Below are 16,912 nucleotides of genomic sequence, written 5' to 3' on the forward strand. Positions count from 1 at the left end.
CATATCAACTAGAACTTCACATATTTAATTCTCCTTTTGGGGGAATTAAAAGCATATAGCTAAACTGACTTAGATTTACCGACAACCGTCATCCCGCTACTTGTTAGCGGAATCTATACCGCGAATAGACTTCTTGCATAACCCAAATTAAGTAGAAAAAGGTATCATCCGAGTAACTGACACTGGTTCCTTTATGACGGTAGTAGCCCTCCTTCTCCTGTCATTCCAGTGCTCTCTTCTTGTCATCCCAGTGCCCAGACACTGGGATGGCTTTGTTGCATCACACTTTATGAGATGGTGATTTATGGTAAATTCATGTAACTATCTCAAATTTAGCCATACCAATATCAGTGAATTTATTAAGCAAATAGCATTTGATTAGCAGTTCTTTTTCTCGATTTATCTCAGATTTATTCCTAAAACTAAATCCGAATATTTGCTTTAATCTTGAGAAAAACCCTTCAATATAAGATCTTTTCCCATAATTTACTTCTTTTTTCCATTCTTTCATGCCATCTTCACCGTATAATTTTATTAACCTAATAGCAGCATTCCTGTTAGACATATAATCTATTTCTGGATGTTCTGCCGCATTGTTTATTGGTGGAATTTTTGTCTTTATATCATATTCGTTACACAACTTATAAAACTTGTGCCTATCACATGCTCTATCTGCATATAGTGCTTTTATGGCATGCTGAAAATCAACTTCTTTTAGCAAATCACAAGCTCCATAGTGATCAGCCGTTACTGTATTTTACAGCTATGGCTTTTTTGTTGTTTATATTCAACATTACGTGCAATTTTCTCGTTTGCTCATAGCCACGATATTTTCTGTCAGTGCTATCAACTATGTTTTTTAAAAATTTTTTTATTTGTGTAATTTTGCAAATTATATGGGCAATAAAAACCCGTTTGTCATAGAAATAGAATTTTATATCAAACAGCTACCACAGCAATTTCTGCTTAAGCTAATGAATATGTGCTTTAAGTCTGTGTGGACGCACATATTCATTAGCCAATTTCAGTTACCGTTGTGAAGATTTTTAAGTATGCAAATTAATTGCTTCTTTAAGTCTTGTATTAGCAATTACTATAATTTTACGCATTAGGGCTGTTATAGCCACCATCTTCTTCTTACCACTTTCAACAAGCTTAGAATAAAAGGCGCCAAGTATAGATTTCGACCTTGTAGCAGCCATAGCGGCTGTAAAGAGCTTTGAACGAACGTTACTTCTACCACCTGTAATCCTTCGGTAACCAACAGCTTTACCACTTTCTTTTGGATGCGGTGCAACTCCGGCAAGACTTGCTACTTCTTTTCTGTTTAAGTAACCAAGCTCTGGCATTAAACACAAAAAATCTTGTGATAACTTTTTACCTATTCCAGGAACTGTTTTAAGAATTTTTTGGCGTTGTTGTAATTCGCGGCTTTCATCAATAATCTTTTGTATAGTATCATTGAGTTCGTTTATTTGACTATCGAAAAACTCAATGGTCTTTTGACAGCTTTCTTTTATATGATCATTTTCCGGTGCTTCAAGTCTGCATTTTTCTTGAGTTCTCATTTGCGTAATATCATCACGACGTTGACAAAGTGCAGCCAAAGTTGATTGTTCTGTAGAGGTAGGTACAAATAGAGAGATAGTTCTATGGCGTTCAAATCCATATTGAGCAAGAGCTCTTGCATCTAGACTTTGCTAAAGTTCCGTGAGATAAAATAAAGCTTTTTACTTTACGAGTATTAGCTCGATGCACGGCAATATTTTTGTCGGTAAGAAAATGTGATAAGCCAAGCTCATATTTCCCTGTATTTTCTAAAGTCACTAAAGCATTAGGTAGAATATCTGAAAACTCTTGAAATAATTGTTGCCAACCAGAAGCATTATTATCAAATTCGACAGCATTCTTCTGTTTGTGAATTGCAACGACATTTTTAAATTTTCCGATGTCAATGCCAATAAAATTTTGATAAGATGTAACCATAATAAACCTCGATAGTTTTAGTTAATTTAAGATTGTAAACGGGTGCATATATATGTCCCAAGCAACTATTCAAACGTATCGAGAGATAGGGCTAGCGTACCTTGATACCAACGGTTGTAATACCAATTTCCTTTCGGTCGCGCACGCCCGCTATTCCTAGTGAGCAGGGTTATCTTTCTCTCTTATCTCTTTTATATCACGTTTTTAACTTACAATTTCTTCTAATGTACCAATAGCAGTAGGTTTTCTTGCTCCCTTGTTAGCAGGATCTATTTTGAGTCTAGCTGTTAAGAGCATTTATACTAGAAATGGGAAAGAGTTTAATCATCAGACTAATATTTTATTATTGTTTAACTTTGACCAAGAATGCGAAAATTTTTCAAAGAGTGATAGGACTAAATTAAAGTGGCTAAAAAATTCAGTTATTTTGAGCAACACAATCTGTACATCTTTAATGTTTTTCGGTGTGGGATTAGATTTAGTTGCCAACGGCTTTGGTATAACTAACTCTATGATGTTATCCGGCTTATTACTTTCATTACCATTCACGCTTTTAATTGTTACTTCACCTATTTTAAATGCTGCAAGTAATTATATTCTCAAAAAGACAGCTATAAATTCAATTGAGGAGCAATTTAAAGGTGATGATCAGTTTATAGAAGTCGATAACGAAAAGCCAAGCAGTACTATGAGCAATCAAAGTTATTTCCCCATCGGTCAGTTAATATCATCAAAGTTAGCTATTCTCCATAGCGAAGTCTCTAGCTAGGAACAATGAGCCACAGATTAGTATGGTTTTGACGTTTTGGGTAGAGGCTTTTAATATGTGATTTGATATTGCATCGCCAATTGATTCACATTCAACTGCTTTTATTCCTATGTTATTGGCTTTTTCCCTAATCAAATTTGTATTTGTTGCTTTAGGTTCAGACTTAACACAAACCGCACATAGTAGCTTGATATATGGCTTTAAGTGCTCTAAGAACTCTTCCACATTTCTGTTACTAGTAACGCCAAAAACCATATAAATACCTTCAGCAAAATTATCTTTTACCCACTGAGATAGTACTCTAGCACCATCATTATTGTGTGCACCATCTAAAAATAATTGCCAATCTTTCGGTAGTAGGAAAATTAAATTACCTTCTTTTATAGACTCTAGCCGTGCAGGCCAATAAGTGCACTGTAAACCTGAAGTGATATCCTCTTCTCCAATATCAAATTCATACTTTCCACTTAAAATACTACATGCTGCAATAGCATTGCCTGCATTAATCACCTGATGATCACCCTTTAAAGATGGCAAAGGAAATTCTATTGATTGAATAGCTGATTGAAAAACCATTTTGTTGTTCTTTTTTTTGCAATTCCATTCAAGACCTCCTCTATACAAGGGAGATTTCTTATTTATTGCGTGGTGTTCTAGCGTGTTCACTATAGATTTTTCTTGCGGTGCTATTACGCAAGGAACATTAGGTTTCATTATTCCAGCCTTTTCACCTGCTATAATTTCTACAGTAGGGCCAAGATATTCCGTATGATCAAGTGCAATGGAAGTAATTATTGTTAAAATCGGATTATCTATAACATTTGTTGCATCAAGCCTTCCACCCATACCCACTTCAACTAAAGTTATATCGGCTTTATGACGAGAAAAAGCTAAAAAAGCTGCAATAGTTGCAGCTTCAAACAGAGTGATAGGTTGTTCTGCAATTACTGCACGACATTCTTCTAATAAGCTATATAATTCATTATCGTCGATATAGCTGCCGGCTATCACTATCCTCTCATTAAAACTCACTAAATGTGGAGAAGTGTATGCGTGTACCTTATACCCTGCTGCTTGCATTATATATCTTATAAATGCTAGTGTTGAGCCTTTCCCATTAGTTCCAGCTATATGAATTACGGGAGGCACTTTTTTCTCGGGGTTATCTAGTTTGCTAAGAAAGCCTTTTATGCGATCAAGAGAAAAATCATTCGGCCTGCTACCAAGTGGCTTAGGCCAATGAGGCATATATATCATGGATTGTTATTGCATTTTAATTCAGCTATAACGCTTGCTATGCCATGCGTGTCGATTTTTTCACTAAATTGATAACGTTGATTAATAGCAATACTTATTCCACTCATTACAACATCACTTATCAAGAAAGAACTGTTATTTTTAGTAACTTTAAAATCAATATTTGTAAATTCTTCATCACCGTAAGAAAATCTTGTACCAATTAAGCAAGTTTCATCGTCAACTGCTTTTGTACTCATTATGATCATTTCACTATCATGCATGTATTTATATAAAATTTTAACGCACAAACGCGTAAGATACACTTCATACTCTCTTAAAAAATCTTCTTTTTCTTTTTGTTTAACTAAAGCCCAATGTTTTCCTATGACGAATTGCGATATTCCTTTGAGGTTAACATTGTTTTGAATGACCTCCTGAAGCTTTTTTTGCACACATTCCCGGTTTTTTTTATTCTCCTTTGTAGATATACCATCCACTTGTTGCTTCATAGTATGCACAAAAATTTTGTGATCTGTACAATTAGTGTAAGCACTTGAAGAAATTACAATAAAAACAATGATAGTTAAAACTTTAGTAATGTTCATAAGATATATTTATTAGCTATGATACTTAGAATGCAAAGTTTAATAAAGATTAAATAATAATCGCTAGCTTTAATATATCTATAGACACACCTTGTATAAATCATCTACAATTAATTAAGGGTCTGTTCTATGCGTTATGAGTTAAGTTAAATTTCCCGAGCGATAATTTCTAGTCAAGGGAATTGCCTCTGTTAATTTCGTTGAAATTGATACGCGATGCCCACCTTAACTTTAGTCTCAGGAATCTACTAAGGCTGACGGTAGATACGGATCCTATTTTGATTGGTTTAACATTTATGCTTCATCAATACAAAGAACAGGGTGTTTTCCTATGTTTGCCTAATGAAGTATTCCAAATTGTAATTGATGTTGAAAGGTATCCTGATTTTGTTCCTTGGTGCAAAGCCGTTTATATAAAAGAAAAAATTAACAACCAAATGGTTGTGGATCTCCTCGCAGCTTTTCATGGAATTAAAGGTAGATATACATCAGAAGTTACTTCTCTTTCTCCAAGTGGAACAAATGAAGGTTGGATAAAAGCTGTATCATCAAATGGAATATTTAAACATCTATACAATGAATGGCAATTCATTCCCATAGATGAAAATAAAACTATGGTAAAGTTTTATATAGAGTTTAAGTTTAAGTCCAACTCATTTTCCACTTTATTAAACTCAGTATATAAGTATACACAAAGTAAAATAATTGCTGCATTTAAAGATAGGGCTGAAAGCCTTGCTAAACAAAAGTTATCTTGACATTATTAATATAAATGTATAATTTTTTTTAGTAAGTTAAGTGTTTATATTGTAATGATTTTTAGACTATTGTTTTTATTAATTTTCATAAGTGTTAATTCTTATGCAGTTGTTAAGCAAGATTTATCCGATAACCAATACATTCAAAAAAAACCCAATGAAATAACATCAAATGAGCTATTATCGCCATTACCTAATGATAAATTATTAGGAGATCCAAAAGCACCAATTCTAATGATAGAATATGCTTCATTAACTTGTTATCACTGCTCTCTTTTTCATAGGAATGTTTTTCCTAAAATTAAAGAGAAATATATAGACACAGGTAAGATGTTATATATATTTCGTCATTTTCCTTTGGATTACAGAGGGCTAAAGGCTGCAATGCTAAGTCATTGCTACGAAAAACAAGAAGACTACTTTAATTTTAACAAAGCTGTTTTTAACTCAATAGATTCGTGGAATTACTACAATTTAAGTGATTTGACTTTACTACAAAGAATTGCTGCACTAAGCAACTTAAAGCAAGATGCATTTAACCAATGCATTAATGATAAGAAAATAATGGATAAAATCGTAAATGATAAATCACTGGCAATTAATAAACTTGGTATCACAGCCACTCCAATATTTTTCATCAAGCTTAACGATGATAAATCATATATAGAGCATAATAAAGTTAAACATGGAGGGTATAAAGAGCTGAAATATTTCACTAATGTGATAGATAAATTATATGGAAAAGCTATAGTGAAGTAATACCACTGTAGCTTACCATATAAAAGACTCTATGCTGAGTCATTGTTTTTCACTACTGTTTGTTGTTTTTTACGCTCAAACTCTCTTTTTTTACTGTGCCAAGTGTAGTAATACATAGCGATTTTATTCTCTATTAATACTATTGTCCCATCATAAAACTGAACCATATCCATAACTTTTCTCTGAGCTTCATCAAAACGTTCTTTATACTTTTCACGATAAGCTGGATTATGTAGTAACATAACCCCTTCATTCTTGTTAGATTTTTTGTTTAACGTTTCAACTTCACCAGCAATAGTATAAGACATATAACCCCCTCTAATTGATTATAAAAATTATATTTTAAAAAGAGAAATGCGCATAAACAATCCCTTTAATTCTAGCATAATAATCGACTGTTTATTATACTAGTTAACTATAGTACGATATATAATAATTTTTGTCACTTAAAATTTTATACTATGAAATAATAACTTAAAATAAATGTTTTTATTATTTTAAACTATATTATTATATTTATAAATTGTGTATGAATTAAGTCTCCCTAATTTATAATATATGCGTAATAATTTTAGTATAAAATTGTCATACATAAGAAATCTATTTGCAAAAGAATATAAAAAAATAGAAGAATATTGTATTCTTGAAAAAAAGCAACATATTCAAATTGGCCCTGAAGAAGGAAAGCTATTAAGTTTATTTATAAAAATCCAAAAAATCAAAAGTATTGTTGAGATTGGCACGTTATACGGTTACTCGTCGATTTGCATGGCAAAAGCTCTACTAAAAGACGGTCATATATATACAATAGAAAATAATCCTCAACACTCAAGAATAGCAAAAAAAAATTTTAGTGCTTTTAATCTAAGTGATAAAATTACTCTAATAGAAGGCGATGCACTGGAAAAAATTAATGAATTATCAGCAAAAGCACCATTTGACATGATATTTATTGATGCTGACAAAAGTAGTTATCCTAAGTATTTAGATTGGGCAGAGTCATACATTAAACAAGATGGGCTAATCGTTGCAGATAACACTCTACTGTTTAACACAGTATTTTTAGAATCGCCTCCAAAAGAAGTATCAGAAAAATCATGGCATGCCATGAGGGAGTTTAATAATAGATTATCAGATGAAAAAAAATATTTCTCTATATTGATTCCAACTGATGAAGGAATGACTGTAGCTTTAAAGCTAACATAAGTTAAAAATCAAGGTCAGCATAATGTTTAGGAGGGATTAAACCAGAAATCCTCTCTAATAATATCTCACGAAAACAAGGCTTTGATTTAACAATGGAGTACCATTCTTTTAAAATTTTACTTTTTTCCCATGGAAAACTACTTACATAATCCATTACGGAAATATGCGATGCTAAAGTAATATCAGCTAAAGTGAACTTATCAGTTGCAAGCCAAACGTTCTTGTTAATTAAGTGTTCGATGTATTCCATATGGCAAGGCAGGTTATGCTGAGCTGCATGAAGAAATCTAGAGTCAGGGCTGCGGTTAGTAATTACTTTTTCATTCATAATATACTTAGTAACTTCATTGTAAAATTTGTTATCGAACCAATTGATTAGAGCGCGTATTTTAGACTTAATAATAGTGGATGAACCAAGTAATTTGACGTCGCTATTGTAAGTCTCTTCTATATATTCACAAATGGCATTACTATCCGCTATTACAAAGTTATTATCTATTAACACTGGTACTTGCCCGGTTGGATTGATCTCCATAAATTCATTCCGCTTTTCCCACGGATTTTCATACACTAGATCACAGCCTAATTTTTTTTCTTTTAGAAAAGCTCTAACTTTTCGTGAAAATGGACAAAGAGGAAAATGATATAAAATCATAATGTTCCTCTTTTGTTATACCAATATCCTTTTTTTGTTACTCTATGGCTTGACCTACAACTGTACGAACTTTCTTTGTAGTCCACAGAAGTTTGCGTAGCAGGTAGTGTCATGCAAGTAGCTGACACTGGAATCCAGTTCTTGTTATACAATTGCCTAGTGCGCTCATTTACAGTTAAGTTTTCTGGATCCAAGTAGTCAAGTACTGGGATGACATCCTTTTCGGTAAAAATTGCTCTTATATCACAACATTCATACAGCTGTATGCCTAGGCACTGGGATGACATAAATAAGCGCTGAAATGACATAAATAAACATTGGAGTGACAATCTTGTAGTGACTTGCATGACAACTAACTTTTTATTTACTTCAAAATAGCACTGTAAAAAATTTAACATATCAAATTATAGAGCTAATATAGGATATACCTTGCTAAATAAAAAAAAAAGTATAATATTTTATAAGGTATGCAGGCAAAAACTCTGTAATTTGGTCAGATCAGAAATGAAGCAGCCATATCAGAACCTTTTTGGGTTGCATACCTATTTCATTATTTGTTTTATCCGAGGCTATGAATATAGCATTAAAACATCGTCCTAGTAGCTTCAAAGATCTAGTAGGTCAAGATATATTAGTGCGTGTATTAGAAAATGCTTTTATTTTAAACAAAATCCCACAATCTATACTGCTCTCTGGTAGTAGTGGAGTTGGTAAAACCACCACTGCAAGGATAATAGCTTTATGTTTGAATTGTTCCCTGGGGCCAATTTTTGAACCTTGCGGATCATGTGAAAATTGTCTAGCAATAAAAAATTCAAGCCATCCAGATGTAATTGAAATCGATGCAGCAAGTCACACTAGCATTGACGATATTAAAGTAATCCTGGGAGATATTTGCTATTCACCTATAAGCTCTAAATTCAAAGTCTACATTATAGATGAAGTACACATGCTATCTAGCAGTGCATTTAACGCATTACTTAAAACCCTAGAAGAGCCACCATCTAGTGTAAAGTTCATTTTAGCAACTACGGAAATAAAAAAGATACCAATAACTATTATTGCACGTTGTCAAAGATTTGATTTACACAACATTCCTGTAGCTAAAATAGTGGAACGTTTAAATGATGTTGCACAAAAAGAGAGTTATTCCATTGAAAAGGGAGCATTAGAATTAATTGCACGACACTCTGGAAATTCAATGCGTAACGCCTTGTTTTTGATGAATCAAGCAGTGCTATATAGCAAAGATGGTGCAATATCCACTAAAAATGTGACAGACATACTTGGCCTAGTGGATAAAGATATTATATTCGATCTATTAGGGGCAATATTAGAAGGTGATTTACAGAAAGCTCTATCAGTGTTTGACAAGGCGGTAAAAACAGCAAACCCACTTAGTATTTTTGAAGGTCTATTGCAAACAATTCAGTTAGTATGCCGTTTTTTGATTACAAAAGAGATTGATAATGCAGTTACAGAGCATGAAAAGAATAGGATAAAAGATTTAAGTATAAAGAGATCTTTAATATTTTTTTCGAGATTGTGGAAGATGTTGCTTAAAGGTATTCAAGATATAAAAACTTCAACATGCAACGATGTTGCTGCTGAAATGATGTTAATTAGCCTCTGTTATCTTTCTGATCTGCCTTCTCCGGAACAGGTGATCAAAAAAGTTCTTTCACAGAATGTAGAGCAAGGAAATAGACAGGGCAGACCTGTTGCACCTTCCCCCTCTGTCATCCAAGTAGCTGACTACTCGGATCCAAAAAAATATGTGGAAAGTAAACAACAACCCCACTCTGTCATCCCAGTGCGTGACACTGGGATCCATGTGGAAAATAAACAACAAAATTACGATTTTGATAAGATTTTGCAACTATTAAGGCGAAGTAACCAAATTTATCTTTACAAACAACTGTGTAATAATCTACAATTAATAGATTGTAAACCTGGATATTTAAAATTAAAAGCTGTATCTAAGTTGGATAGTAATTTTTGCAATGATTTAAAAAATTACTTAAACCAGGTGACTCAGCAAGAGTGGGTTATTGCAGTTGATACAGGTTATATAAACAGGGAAGTGAGTAATTTAAATTATGCACCTGCAGTTAAGGATATCCTTGACACGTTTAAAGGTGCAAAAGTAGTTAATATAGAAAATAAGGAGTAAGTTGTGGATTTTAGTCAAATAATGAAACAAGCGCAAGAGATGCAAAAAAAGCTTGCAGAAGCTCAAGAAAAATATGTTGGAAAAGAGTTTCAAGGTATTTCTGGTGGTGGCAAAGTTTCTGTATTAGTGGAAGTCATAAAAATAGGTAGCTATAAAGCTAAAAAGGTGAACATAGACTTAGAACTTATGAGAAATGAGGAAAAAGATATAGTAGAGGATTTAGTAACAGCAGCGTTTAATGATGCCGTTAAAAAAGCAGAAGAAGATATGGCGAATGCAACTTCTGATCTTGCAGGTATGATGGGTTTACCATCTGGGTTTAAACTTCCTTTTTGAATTTACTACTGAAGTTTCTTTTAGTGTAAGTATTTTTTTTCTAATATTCCCAACGCTAGTACTTCTTCATATAATGTACCTATACTAGCATAGCCCTACGTCATACCGTGATTCATTCCACAACTGTACAAACATTGCAATATGGCACATAGTAAACGATGTCATTCCAGTCTGGAATCCAGCCTTGCCGTAATCTCATCAAGAACATTGTGTTTTAACATAAAACGGCTACTTTTATGCTTACCAACTTAATAAAATTCCTGGATCCCAGACTGGGATGACAAGAAGATGGTACTTGGATAAGAGGCATTGCCCTCCTGGTAGGCCCAAATTGCAATGTTCGTACAGTTGTGGATTTCTCATCCGCTAACAAGCAGCGAGATGACGAGGTCTTTCGATAGTAAATCTTACCTGTGTTAGCTATACCAAAAAATCAAGAGTCGTATTTATTCATTAATAAAATCTTTGTCTTCTCCTAAAAATTAGTTAAAATGTAGAATATTTTGTGTTATTAAGTTAGCACTTGACTTAACTTTAGTTGTTACTTAGACTGCTAAAGTGGAATTTTAATTTTTTTACGAGGACAATTATGCATTATAAAAAGTTTTTTTCAGCAGCCGCTTTAGCAACGTTGCTAAGTTTATCAAACTCTGCTTTTTCAGATCCTGTTGGTCCAATAAGTGATGAAGAAACTAGTTACTATATTCGTTTGCAATACAACGGTGAAATTTTACCTCTTTTCACAAAAGTTGATGGTATTACCTATACGAAAGACAATAGTGATTACAGTCCATTAAAAGCGTCTTTTCTAGCTGGTGGTGGTGCGTTTGGTTACAAAATGGACGACATCAGGGTTGATGTTGAAGGAGTTTATTCATACCTAAACAAAAATAATGTTACAGATGCAAGATTTATGCCAGATACTATTGCAGACAGTGTAACAGCAATTTCAGGACTAGTTAACGTTTATTACGATATAGCAATTGAAGATATGCCTATCACTCCATATATTGGTGTTGGTGTTGGTGCAGCGTATATTAGCACTCCTTTGAAAGACGCTGTGAATGATCAAAAAAGTAAATTTGGTTTTGCTGGTCAAGTAAAAGCTGGTGTTAGTTATGATGTAACTCCGGAAGTCAAACTTTATGCTGGAGCTCGTTATTTCGGTTCTTTTGGTGCTCATTTTGATAAAGATGCTGCTGCAGGCAAAGACAAAGGGGAACTCAAAGTTCTTTACAGCACTGTTGGTGCAGAAGCTGGAGTAGCGTTTAATTTCTAGTCTATCTCAGTCTTGTTATCCCAGTGGGGTTTTTCTTGTCATCCAAGTAGCATGACACTGGGATCTAGAAAAAAGAAATGTGGATTCCAGTGTCAAGGCACTGGAATAACACTATTTGCTATGTGTTTAAGCTGTAACGTTTACCATTGTACTGGTAGAATATCATCTAAAGTTACATAATGTTATCCAATTAGCTAACACTGCGGCCTACTGTCTCCAAGAAATTAGATGAAAAATTTGTACTTTTTTCAAATCAAAGCTTGAATTTTTGCTGGAAAATCAATATATTATATGCATGAAGTTTTAATTTAAGTTGTTATGTTGACCCCAATGGCAAGCTTATGTGTCGATAGCAGAACCAATCTCATGCAATATATTGCTAGGGTGCAAAAATTTCCTATGCTGTCTCAAGAGGAAGAGGTACGATTAGCAAAAAATTGGAACCAATATAAGGATGTTTCTTCTGCTCATAAATTGATTACCAGCCATTTGAATTTGGTAGTGAAAATTGCAATGAAATTCAAAAATTATGGACTATTGTTGATGGACCTGGTCATGGAAGGAAATATGGGTTTAATGCATGCAGTGAAAAAGTTTAATCCTGATTTAGGGTTTCGTTTTTCAACTTATGCGGTGTGGTGGATTGAAGCTTCAATAAAAGACTTTATATTGAAATCTTGGTCGTTTGTGAAAATAGGCACAACGCAAGCACAAAGAAGATTGTTTTTTAGTTTACGTAAAATAAAAAAAAGAATTTTACAGTATACAAACAGGGAAACCTTAAATAATGAAGAAATAAAAGCAATATCTAATGAGCTTTCTGTATCCGAAGGAGACGTTCTGCAGATGAATTACCGTATGGCTTGTAAGGATCAGTCGCTAAACGATTGCATAAAAATAGGTGATGACTCTAAAAGGGAGCTACAAGATATGATCCCATGTAACTTGGTTAGTCAAGAAGTAACCTATCAGAATCATGAAGAAAAAGAATTAAAAGAAACAATTTTAAACAATGCACTAGCGAGCCTCAACGAAAGGGCAAGAGACATTTTTATCAGTAGATATTTGTCTGAAAACATTCAAACTCTGGATGAACTTAGTAAAAAATATTGTGTTTCAAGAGAAAGAATAAGGCAGTTGGCTGAGCAGGCGATGGCTAAGGTAAAACAATATATACAATCTGAAAGTTTGAAATTTGGTTTGCATGCGTAGTTTTTTTATATTTCTAATATTTTTTTCGATAGGCGCTTTTGCATCGGTTAGTGATGTACAATTGAAGGAAAAATATAAAGATTGGCTCGTGTATACTGCATTGGAAGATGGAGAGAAAGTATGTTATATTGTATCCTATCCTAAAAAAAAAAGCGAATATTATACAACCAATCGCAAGCCGTATGTAATGGTTAGTTATGTTGATAAAAAAGCAGATGAGGTAAGCGTTACCTCTGGTTTTCAGTATGATAAGGAGCCTGTAGCTCTCAATATCGACAAAAAAATTAAATATACACTGCCCATAATACAGGGAAGTTTTGCGTGGGCAGAGCATACAAAAATAGATCAAGATCTCATTCTAAAAATGAAGCAGGGATTATCAATGGTAGTTAATGGAAAAACAAAAACAGTGACCATTGATGATACTTATTCCCTACTTGGTTTTCAAAAAGCGTATCAAAAAATGCATGATTTATGCCATACAAAGTAAATTATTGTAACAGAATAGGTAATTTTCCAGTTGTAGTATAAAACAGACTGCCCTTTCGATAAATAGCACTTTACTTTATATGGGATGTGGATATCATTTAAAATATATTTTTGAGAGTTAGCAATGTCAGAGGTTGCAGGTGTAGATACAGAAATCAAAAAGCAAAATTCTGTGTGCGAGCAGATGCGTTTTAGCGTGAGCCGCACAAGTCTTTTAAATACATTATCCAGAGTAAGTGGAGTGGTTGAAAGGCGTAATGCAATAGATGTTTTGGCGTGTATAAATATCAAAGCACAACACGGCAGCATAAAATTAATGGCAACTGATCTTGACATTTCAATGTTTGCCTCACTTGCTGCAACCGTATTAACAGAAGGAGAAGTAAAAATTTCAGCGCATACTTTACATGACATAGTGAAGAAGTTACCCGCTGATTTGGATGTCAATTTTGAAGTAAATAACCAAGGAAAATTATTGATGTCTTGCGGAAATGCAAACTTTTCTTTACCGAATGTAGTTTCAAGCAGCTTTCCTGCTCTTGAAGAAGACAATTATAAACATGATTTTACTCTACTAAATACAGACCTGATAGACTTATTAACTAAAACAAAATTTGCTGTATCACTAGATGATACAAGGTATAATTTAAATGGAATATATCTACATACAGATGAGCAATTTCTGTACTGCGTTGCAACTGATGGCCATCGTTTATCATGTATAAAGAGGCCAAAGCCTGGGAACATCAATGGCGAATTTGGTGTGATCATTCCACGTAAAACTGTTATGGAGCTGTTAAAAATATTGGACGATTGTAATGAAATTAAAGTAAAACTCTCAGACAGAAAAATCAAGTTTACATGCGGTGAATATATTCTAATATCAAAATTAATAGATGGAACTTTTCCAAATTATAAAGCAGTTATTCCAGCATCTCAAGATAAGCATATGATTATTGAAAGTAAAAAACTTTCAGATGTTATAGATCGAGTTTCCGTTGTTGTATCTGATAAAGTAAAATCCATTAAATTCTCACTACAAGAAAAGCTACTAACTCTGCATTCAAACTCCCAAGAGTGCAGTGATGCAACTGAATCCATAGAAGTGGACTACAATGAAGCCCCTATAGAAATAGGGTTCAACTCGCGTTATTTACTTGATGTTCTATCCTGCATAAAAAATAAATGTAAGTTTAGCTTGGCCGATGGTAATAGTGCTACAATTATCACTGATGAAGACGATTCAAGTGCATTATATGTAGTAATGCCAATGAGAACTTAAACTCGTCATCTCGCTGCTTGTTAGCGGAATCTGGAGATACCGTGGCGGTATGGCACTTATTTCACTAGCTTTTATTAAATTAGTAATCTATCTTTACCAAATATAAGCCAAAAGGTGGTGCAGTAACTCCAGCGGCATTTCTTTTGCATTGGTTTAATATATTTAGCATTTCTTGCGGATTGGTTCTATTTTTTCCAAATTCAACTAAAGTACCCACAATAATTCTCACTTGGTTATGTAAAAAGGAAATAGCAGATATTTTGATGTGTATATGATTCCCGTTTTGTATTATATCGATATCATCAATTGTTCTTATCGGATTTGCGGCGTGACAATCTTTTGAACGGAAACTTGAAAGGTCATGTTTTCCAAGTAGATGTTTAGCAGCTTCACGCATAATATTTACATCAAGTGGGCTAAACACTTGCCATACATAACCCGTCTCCAGAGCGGCAGGAGCATAGCGATTAACTATTCTGTATTCGTAATATCTTTTTTTTGCTGAAAACCGTGCGTGAAACGCATCATCTACAACTTCTACATTGAGCACAACTATAGGAATTGATTTTAAATGATAATTTATTGCGTTTCTTATTCTATAAAGCTCAAATTCCTTTTCGATATCAAAATGAGCAACTTGTCCTAAAGCATGAACCCCTGCATCAGTTCTGCCACCACAGTACAAAGTAACTTTCTCACCACTAAAATTAAATATAGCATTTTCTATCTTCTCCTGGATTGAGTTAGCAGAGTGTTGCTGTTTTTGCCAACCAGAGAAACTACTACCATTATATTCTACCGTTATTTTGTATCGCACTGCATTACATCAAGCTCTATCTAAAATAGTCATTTTCTATCTTAACATAATTTATGGTCAAGCCTACAGTGCTGCCACTCCCATAAAGTAGTTCGTCCAATCTTAAATCTTGCTGCCACTGCTTCTCTGCTTTCTCCTTCGTCTAGGGCCTCCATTGCTTTTTTTCTTAAATCATAACTATATGCTGCTGGCATTCAACCTCCTTATCATTATCTATCCTTATCACATCCGGACTTCTATGAAAAGAGCTATAAATCGTGAAAAAGAACTGCTCATTAAGTGCTGTTTGCTTAATAAATTTACTGACATTGGTATGGCTAAATTCGAAATGGCTACATGAATTTATCGTAAATTATTACCGTATAAGGTACGATGCGACAAAGCCATCCCAGTGTCAGCTACTCGGATGACACCGTCATAAAGGAACCAGTGTTAGCTACTTGGATGACAACCATTGTGCTTGAGGCAAAATTGACTATCACTTCTTTTTATAGAGCTTGCTCCAAACTTTGTTGTTAGTTAATACAAAAAACACTGTTAAAATTATAAAATACGCCACTACTTTTAATCCAAGTTTATGCCGGCGCTCTAATTCTGGCTCTGCTGCCCATTGTAAAAAATTTATCACATCATACGCCATATTTTCAACTGTGGCTTGCCTTGCACCATCATATTCCACCATTCCTTCAGAAAGTGGTGGCGCCATAGCTAATCTGCCTGTTGGAAAATACGAATTAAAATATAAATCATTTTCATCGTGTTCGCCGTTTTGATAGCCTGTTAACAATGAATAGACATAATTTGCACCATCATGCCTTGCTTTAATAATTAATGATAAGTCTGGTGGGACTGCACCATTGTTGCTTGCTGCAGCTGCTTCTTTTGTATCAAAAGGCGCAATAAAATAATCCGAAGGTACTCCAGGTCTGTCAAACATTTCACCCAAATCATTCGGACCATCTTTAACTTGATAAGAAGCTGCTATTTGTTTTACATCTTCTTCAGAAAAACCGACATCTTGCAAATTACGAAATGCTACCCTATTCATTGAATGACAAGCAGCACAGACTTCTTTATACACTTTATAGCCACGCTGAATTGACTCTCTATCGAAAGATCCGACAATTCCATCAAATTTCCAGTCTATTTTCTTATTTGGTGATGATTTAAATTCTTCTGCAGATATAAGACTAGATAGAAATAACATGCAGAAGATTGCAAATACATTAGATCCCATGCATAACCACTGTTTTAGTAAATTTCGAATTGATGTCATGCAAGTAGCTGACACTGGAATCCAGCTTATTTCATCACTGACATTATGGTTATCATGCACTCCTAGAATCT

Annotated in this window: 17 protein-coding genes, 2 other RNA genes and 3 pseudogenes; 12 read left to right on the plus strand and 10 right to left on the minus strand. The window is 33.9% G+C overall.

Annotated features, from left to right (window positions below; translation table 11 throughout):
• Positions 1-313: 313 nt before the first annotated feature.
• Both AAGD62_RS01745 and AAGD62_RS01750 read right to left on the minus strand, forming a co-directional pair.
• Entirely contained in the window at positions 314-721 is a 408-nt protein-coding gene (locus AAGD62_RS01745; RefSeq protein WP_196770142.1) for a transposase, read from the minus strand.
• A 325-nt stretch (positions 722-1,046) separates the two neighbouring features.
• Positions 1,047-1,986 (minus strand): annotated as a pseudogene (locus AAGD62_RS01750) (IS110 family transposase).
• 274 nt (positions 1,987-2,260) lie between these two features.
• Here AAGD62_RS01750 and AAGD62_RS01755 point away from each other — a divergent pair.
• The gene (locus tag AAGD62_RS01755; protein WP_231115854.1) at positions 2,261-2,755 is read left to right on the plus strand and encodes a hypothetical protein; all 495 of its coding nucleotides are present in this window, start codon (positions 2,261-2,263) and stop codon (positions 2,753-2,755) included.
• On the opposite strand, the gene AAGD62_RS01760 is transcribed toward AAGD62_RS01755, so the two are convergent.
• Positions 2,723-4,012, minus strand: coding sequence for a bifunctional folylpolyglutamate synthase/dihydrofolate synthase (locus tag AAGD62_RS01760; protein ID WP_022626401.1), 1,290 nt, complete (start codon positions 4,010-4,012; stop codon positions 2,723-2,725). The two genes, AAGD62_RS01755 and AAGD62_RS01760, sit on opposite strands and share 33 nt — an antisense overlap.
• Positions 4,009-4,599, minus strand: a complete 591-nt coding sequence (locus AAGD62_RS01765; RefSeq protein WP_010963011.1) for a phospholipid-binding protein MlaC — start codon at positions 4,597-4,599, stop codon at positions 4,009-4,011. Before AAGD62_RS01765 ends, AAGD62_RS01760 begins: the two co-directional genes overlap by 4 nt.
• Before the next feature lie 116 nt (positions 4,600-4,715).
• Here AAGD62_RS01765 and ssrS point away from each other — a divergent pair.
• From ssrS to AAGD62_RS01780, 3 genes are all read left to right on the plus strand, one after another.
• A non-coding RNA gene (gene ssrS / locus AAGD62_RS01770) (6S RNA) lies at positions 4,716-4,876 on the plus strand.
• Between the two features lie 19 nt (positions 4,877-4,895).
• Positions 4,896-5,357 (plus strand): type II toxin-antitoxin system RatA family toxin, encoded by a 462-nt coding sequence (locus tag AAGD62_RS01775; protein ID WP_010963012.1) that lies wholly within the window; start codon positions 4,896-4,898, stop codon positions 5,355-5,357.
• 54 nt (positions 5,358-5,411) lie between these two features.
• Positions 5,412-6,116 (plus strand): DsbA family protein, encoded by a 705-nt coding sequence (locus AAGD62_RS01780; RefSeq protein WP_038199341.1) that lies wholly within the window; start codon positions 5,412-5,414, stop codon positions 6,114-6,116.
• A gap of 29 nt (positions 6,117-6,145) precedes the next feature.
• On the opposite strand, the gene AAGD62_RS01785 is transcribed toward AAGD62_RS01780, so the two are convergent.
• On the minus strand, positions 6,146-6,424 hold the full coding sequence (locus tag AAGD62_RS01785) for a DUF2671 domain-containing protein (RefSeq protein ID WP_006279425.1): 279 nt from the start codon (positions 6,422-6,424) through the stop codon (positions 6,146-6,148).
• A 250-nt stretch (positions 6,425-6,674) separates the two neighbouring features.
• On the opposite strand from AAGD62_RS01785, the gene AAGD62_RS01790 reads away from it, so the two are divergent.
• A complete protein-coding gene (locus AAGD62_RS01790; protein WP_010081993.1) occupies positions 6,675-7,322 on the plus strand; it encodes an O-methyltransferase in 648 nt (215 codons plus the stop codon).
• Between the two features lies 1 nt (position 7,323).
• Here AAGD62_RS01790 and AAGD62_RS01795 read toward each other — a convergent pair whose 3' ends face one another.
• Together AAGD62_RS01795 and AAGD62_RS06825 are read right to left on the minus strand one after the other, a co-directional pair.
• Positions 7,324-7,977 (minus strand): glutathione S-transferase family protein, encoded by a 654-nt coding sequence (locus AAGD62_RS01795; protein WP_065094500.1) that lies wholly within the window; start codon positions 7,975-7,977, stop codon positions 7,324-7,326.
• 107 nt (positions 7,978-8,084) lie between these two features.
• Positions 8,085-8,201 (minus strand): annotated as a pseudogene (locus AAGD62_RS06825) (WPE palindromic element domain-containing protein); the annotation flags it as partial.
• 236 nt (positions 8,202-8,437) lie between these two features.
• Here AAGD62_RS06825 and ffs point away from each other — a divergent pair.
• From ffs to dnaN, 7 genes are all read left to right on the plus strand, one after another.
• Positions 8,438-8,527: signal recognition particle sRNA small type (gene ffs / locus AAGD62_RS01805), an RNA gene on the plus strand.
• 21 nt (positions 8,528-8,548) lie between these two features.
• Complete coding sequence (gene dnaX, locus AAGD62_RS01810; protein WP_012673353.1) at positions 8,549-10,150, plus strand: DNA polymerase III subunit gamma/tau; 1,602 nt, start codon at positions 8,549-8,551, stop codon at positions 10,148-10,150.
• A 3-nt stretch (positions 10,151-10,153) separates the two neighbouring features.
• On the plus strand, positions 10,154-10,486 hold the full coding sequence (locus AAGD62_RS01815; protein WP_010963017.1) for a YbaB/EbfC family nucleoid-associated protein: 333 nt from the start codon (positions 10,154-10,156) through the stop codon (positions 10,484-10,486).
• Between the two features lie 589 nt (positions 10,487-11,075).
• On the plus strand, positions 11,076-11,765 hold the full coding sequence (locus AAGD62_RS01820; protein ID WP_155969456.1) for an acyloxyacyl hydrolase: 690 nt from the start codon (positions 11,076-11,078) through the stop codon (positions 11,763-11,765).
• Positions 11,766-12,083: 318 nt separating this feature from the next.
• Positions 12,084-12,977: an RNA polymerase factor sigma-32 gene (locus AAGD62_RS01825; protein WP_174515941.1), complete on the plus strand. Its 894-nt coding sequence runs from the start codon at positions 12,084-12,086 to the stop codon at positions 12,975-12,977.
• Positions 12,970-13,467 (plus strand): invasion associated locus B family protein, encoded by a 498-nt coding sequence (locus tag AAGD62_RS01830; RefSeq protein ID WP_006279310.1) that lies wholly within the window; start codon positions 12,970-12,972, stop codon positions 13,465-13,467. Before AAGD62_RS01825 ends, AAGD62_RS01830 begins: the two co-directional genes overlap by 8 nt.
• Before the next feature lie 123 nt (positions 13,468-13,590).
• Positions 13,591-14,748 carry a DNA polymerase III subunit beta gene (gene dnaN / locus AAGD62_RS01835; protein ID WP_038199350.1) on the plus strand — a complete coding sequence of 386 codons (1,158 nt, stop codon included), beginning with the start codon at positions 13,591-13,593 and terminating at the stop codon, positions 14,746-14,748.
• Positions 14,749-14,827: 79 nt separating this feature from the next.
• On the opposite strand, the gene truA is transcribed toward dnaN, so the two are convergent.
• From truA to AAGD62_RS01850, 3 genes and pseudogenes are all read right to left on the minus strand, one after another.
• The gene (gene truA / locus AAGD62_RS01840; RefSeq protein WP_155969460.1) at positions 14,828-15,565 is read right to left on the minus strand and encodes a tRNA pseudouridine(38-40) synthase TruA; all 738 of its coding nucleotides are present in this window, start codon (positions 15,563-15,565) and stop codon (positions 14,828-14,830) included.
• Between the two features lie 71 nt (positions 15,566-15,636).
• Positions 15,637-15,759, minus strand: a pseudogene (locus tag AAGD62_RS01845) (IS630 transposase-related protein); the annotation flags it as partial.
• 284 nt (positions 15,760-16,043) lie between these two features.
• A complete protein-coding gene (locus tag AAGD62_RS01850) occupies positions 16,044-16,802 on the minus strand; it encodes a cytochrome c1 (RefSeq protein WP_010963022.1) in 759 nt (252 codons plus the stop codon).
• Between the last annotated feature and the right edge of the window lie 110 nt (positions 16,803-16,912).

It is taken from the genome of Wolbachia endosymbiont (group A) of Eristalinus aeneus (genome assembly GCF_964026915.1).
GTDB classification, from domain to species: Bacteria; Pseudomonadota; Alphaproteobacteria; order Rickettsiales; family Anaplasmataceae; genus Wolbachia; species Wolbachia pipientis.

Bases quoted from the DNA above. Each gene is read 5' to 3' on its own strand.
- AAGD62_RS01760 (WP_022626401.1), bottom strand. From the start codon at position 4,012: ATGATATATATGCCTCATTGGCCTAAGCCACTTGGTAGCAGGCCGAAT.
- AAGD62_RS01785 (WP_006279425.1), bottom strand. From the start codon at position 6,424: ATGTCTTATACTATTGCTGGTGAAGTTGAAACGTTAAACAAAAAATCT.
- AAGD62_RS01795 (WP_065094500.1), bottom strand. From the start codon at position 7,977: ATGATTTTATATCATTTTCCTCTTTGTCCATTTTCACGAAAAGTTAGA.
- dnaN (WP_038199350.1), top strand. From the start codon at position 13,591: ATGTCAGAGGTTGCAGGTGTAGATACAGAAATCAAAAAGCAAAATTCT.
- AAGD62_RS01775 (WP_010963012.1), top strand. From the start codon at position 4,896: ATGCTTCATCAATACAAAGAACAGGGTGTTTTCCTATGTTTGCCTAAT.
- AAGD62_RS01780 (WP_038199341.1), top strand. From the start codon at position 5,412: ATGATTTTTAGACTATTGTTTTTATTAATTTTCATAAGTGTTAATTCT.
- dnaX (WP_012673353.1), top strand. From the start codon at position 8,549: ATGAATATAGCATTAAAACATCGTCCTAGTAGCTTCAAAGATCTAGTA.
- AAGD62_RS01825 (WP_174515941.1), top strand. From the start codon at position 12,084: ATGTTGACCCCAATGGCAAGCTTATGTGTCGATAGCAGAACCAATCTC.
- AAGD62_RS01790 (WP_010081993.1), top strand. From the start codon at position 6,675: ATGCGTAATAATTTTAGTATAAAATTGTCATACATAAGAAATCTATTT.
- AAGD62_RS01765 (WP_010963011.1), bottom strand. From the start codon at position 4,599: ATGAACATTACTAAAGTTTTAACTATCATTGTTTTTATTGTAATTTCT.
- AAGD62_RS01820 (WP_155969456.1), top strand. From the start codon at position 11,076: ATGCATTATAAAAAGTTTTTTTCAGCAGCCGCTTTAGCAACGTTGCTA.
- AAGD62_RS01850 (WP_010963022.1), bottom strand. From the start codon at position 16,802: ATGGGATCTAATGTATTTGCAATCTTCTGCATGTTATTTCTATCTAGT.
- AAGD62_RS01830 (WP_006279310.1), top strand. From the start codon at position 12,970: ATGCGTAGTTTTTTTATATTTCTAATATTTTTTTCGATAGGCGCTTTT.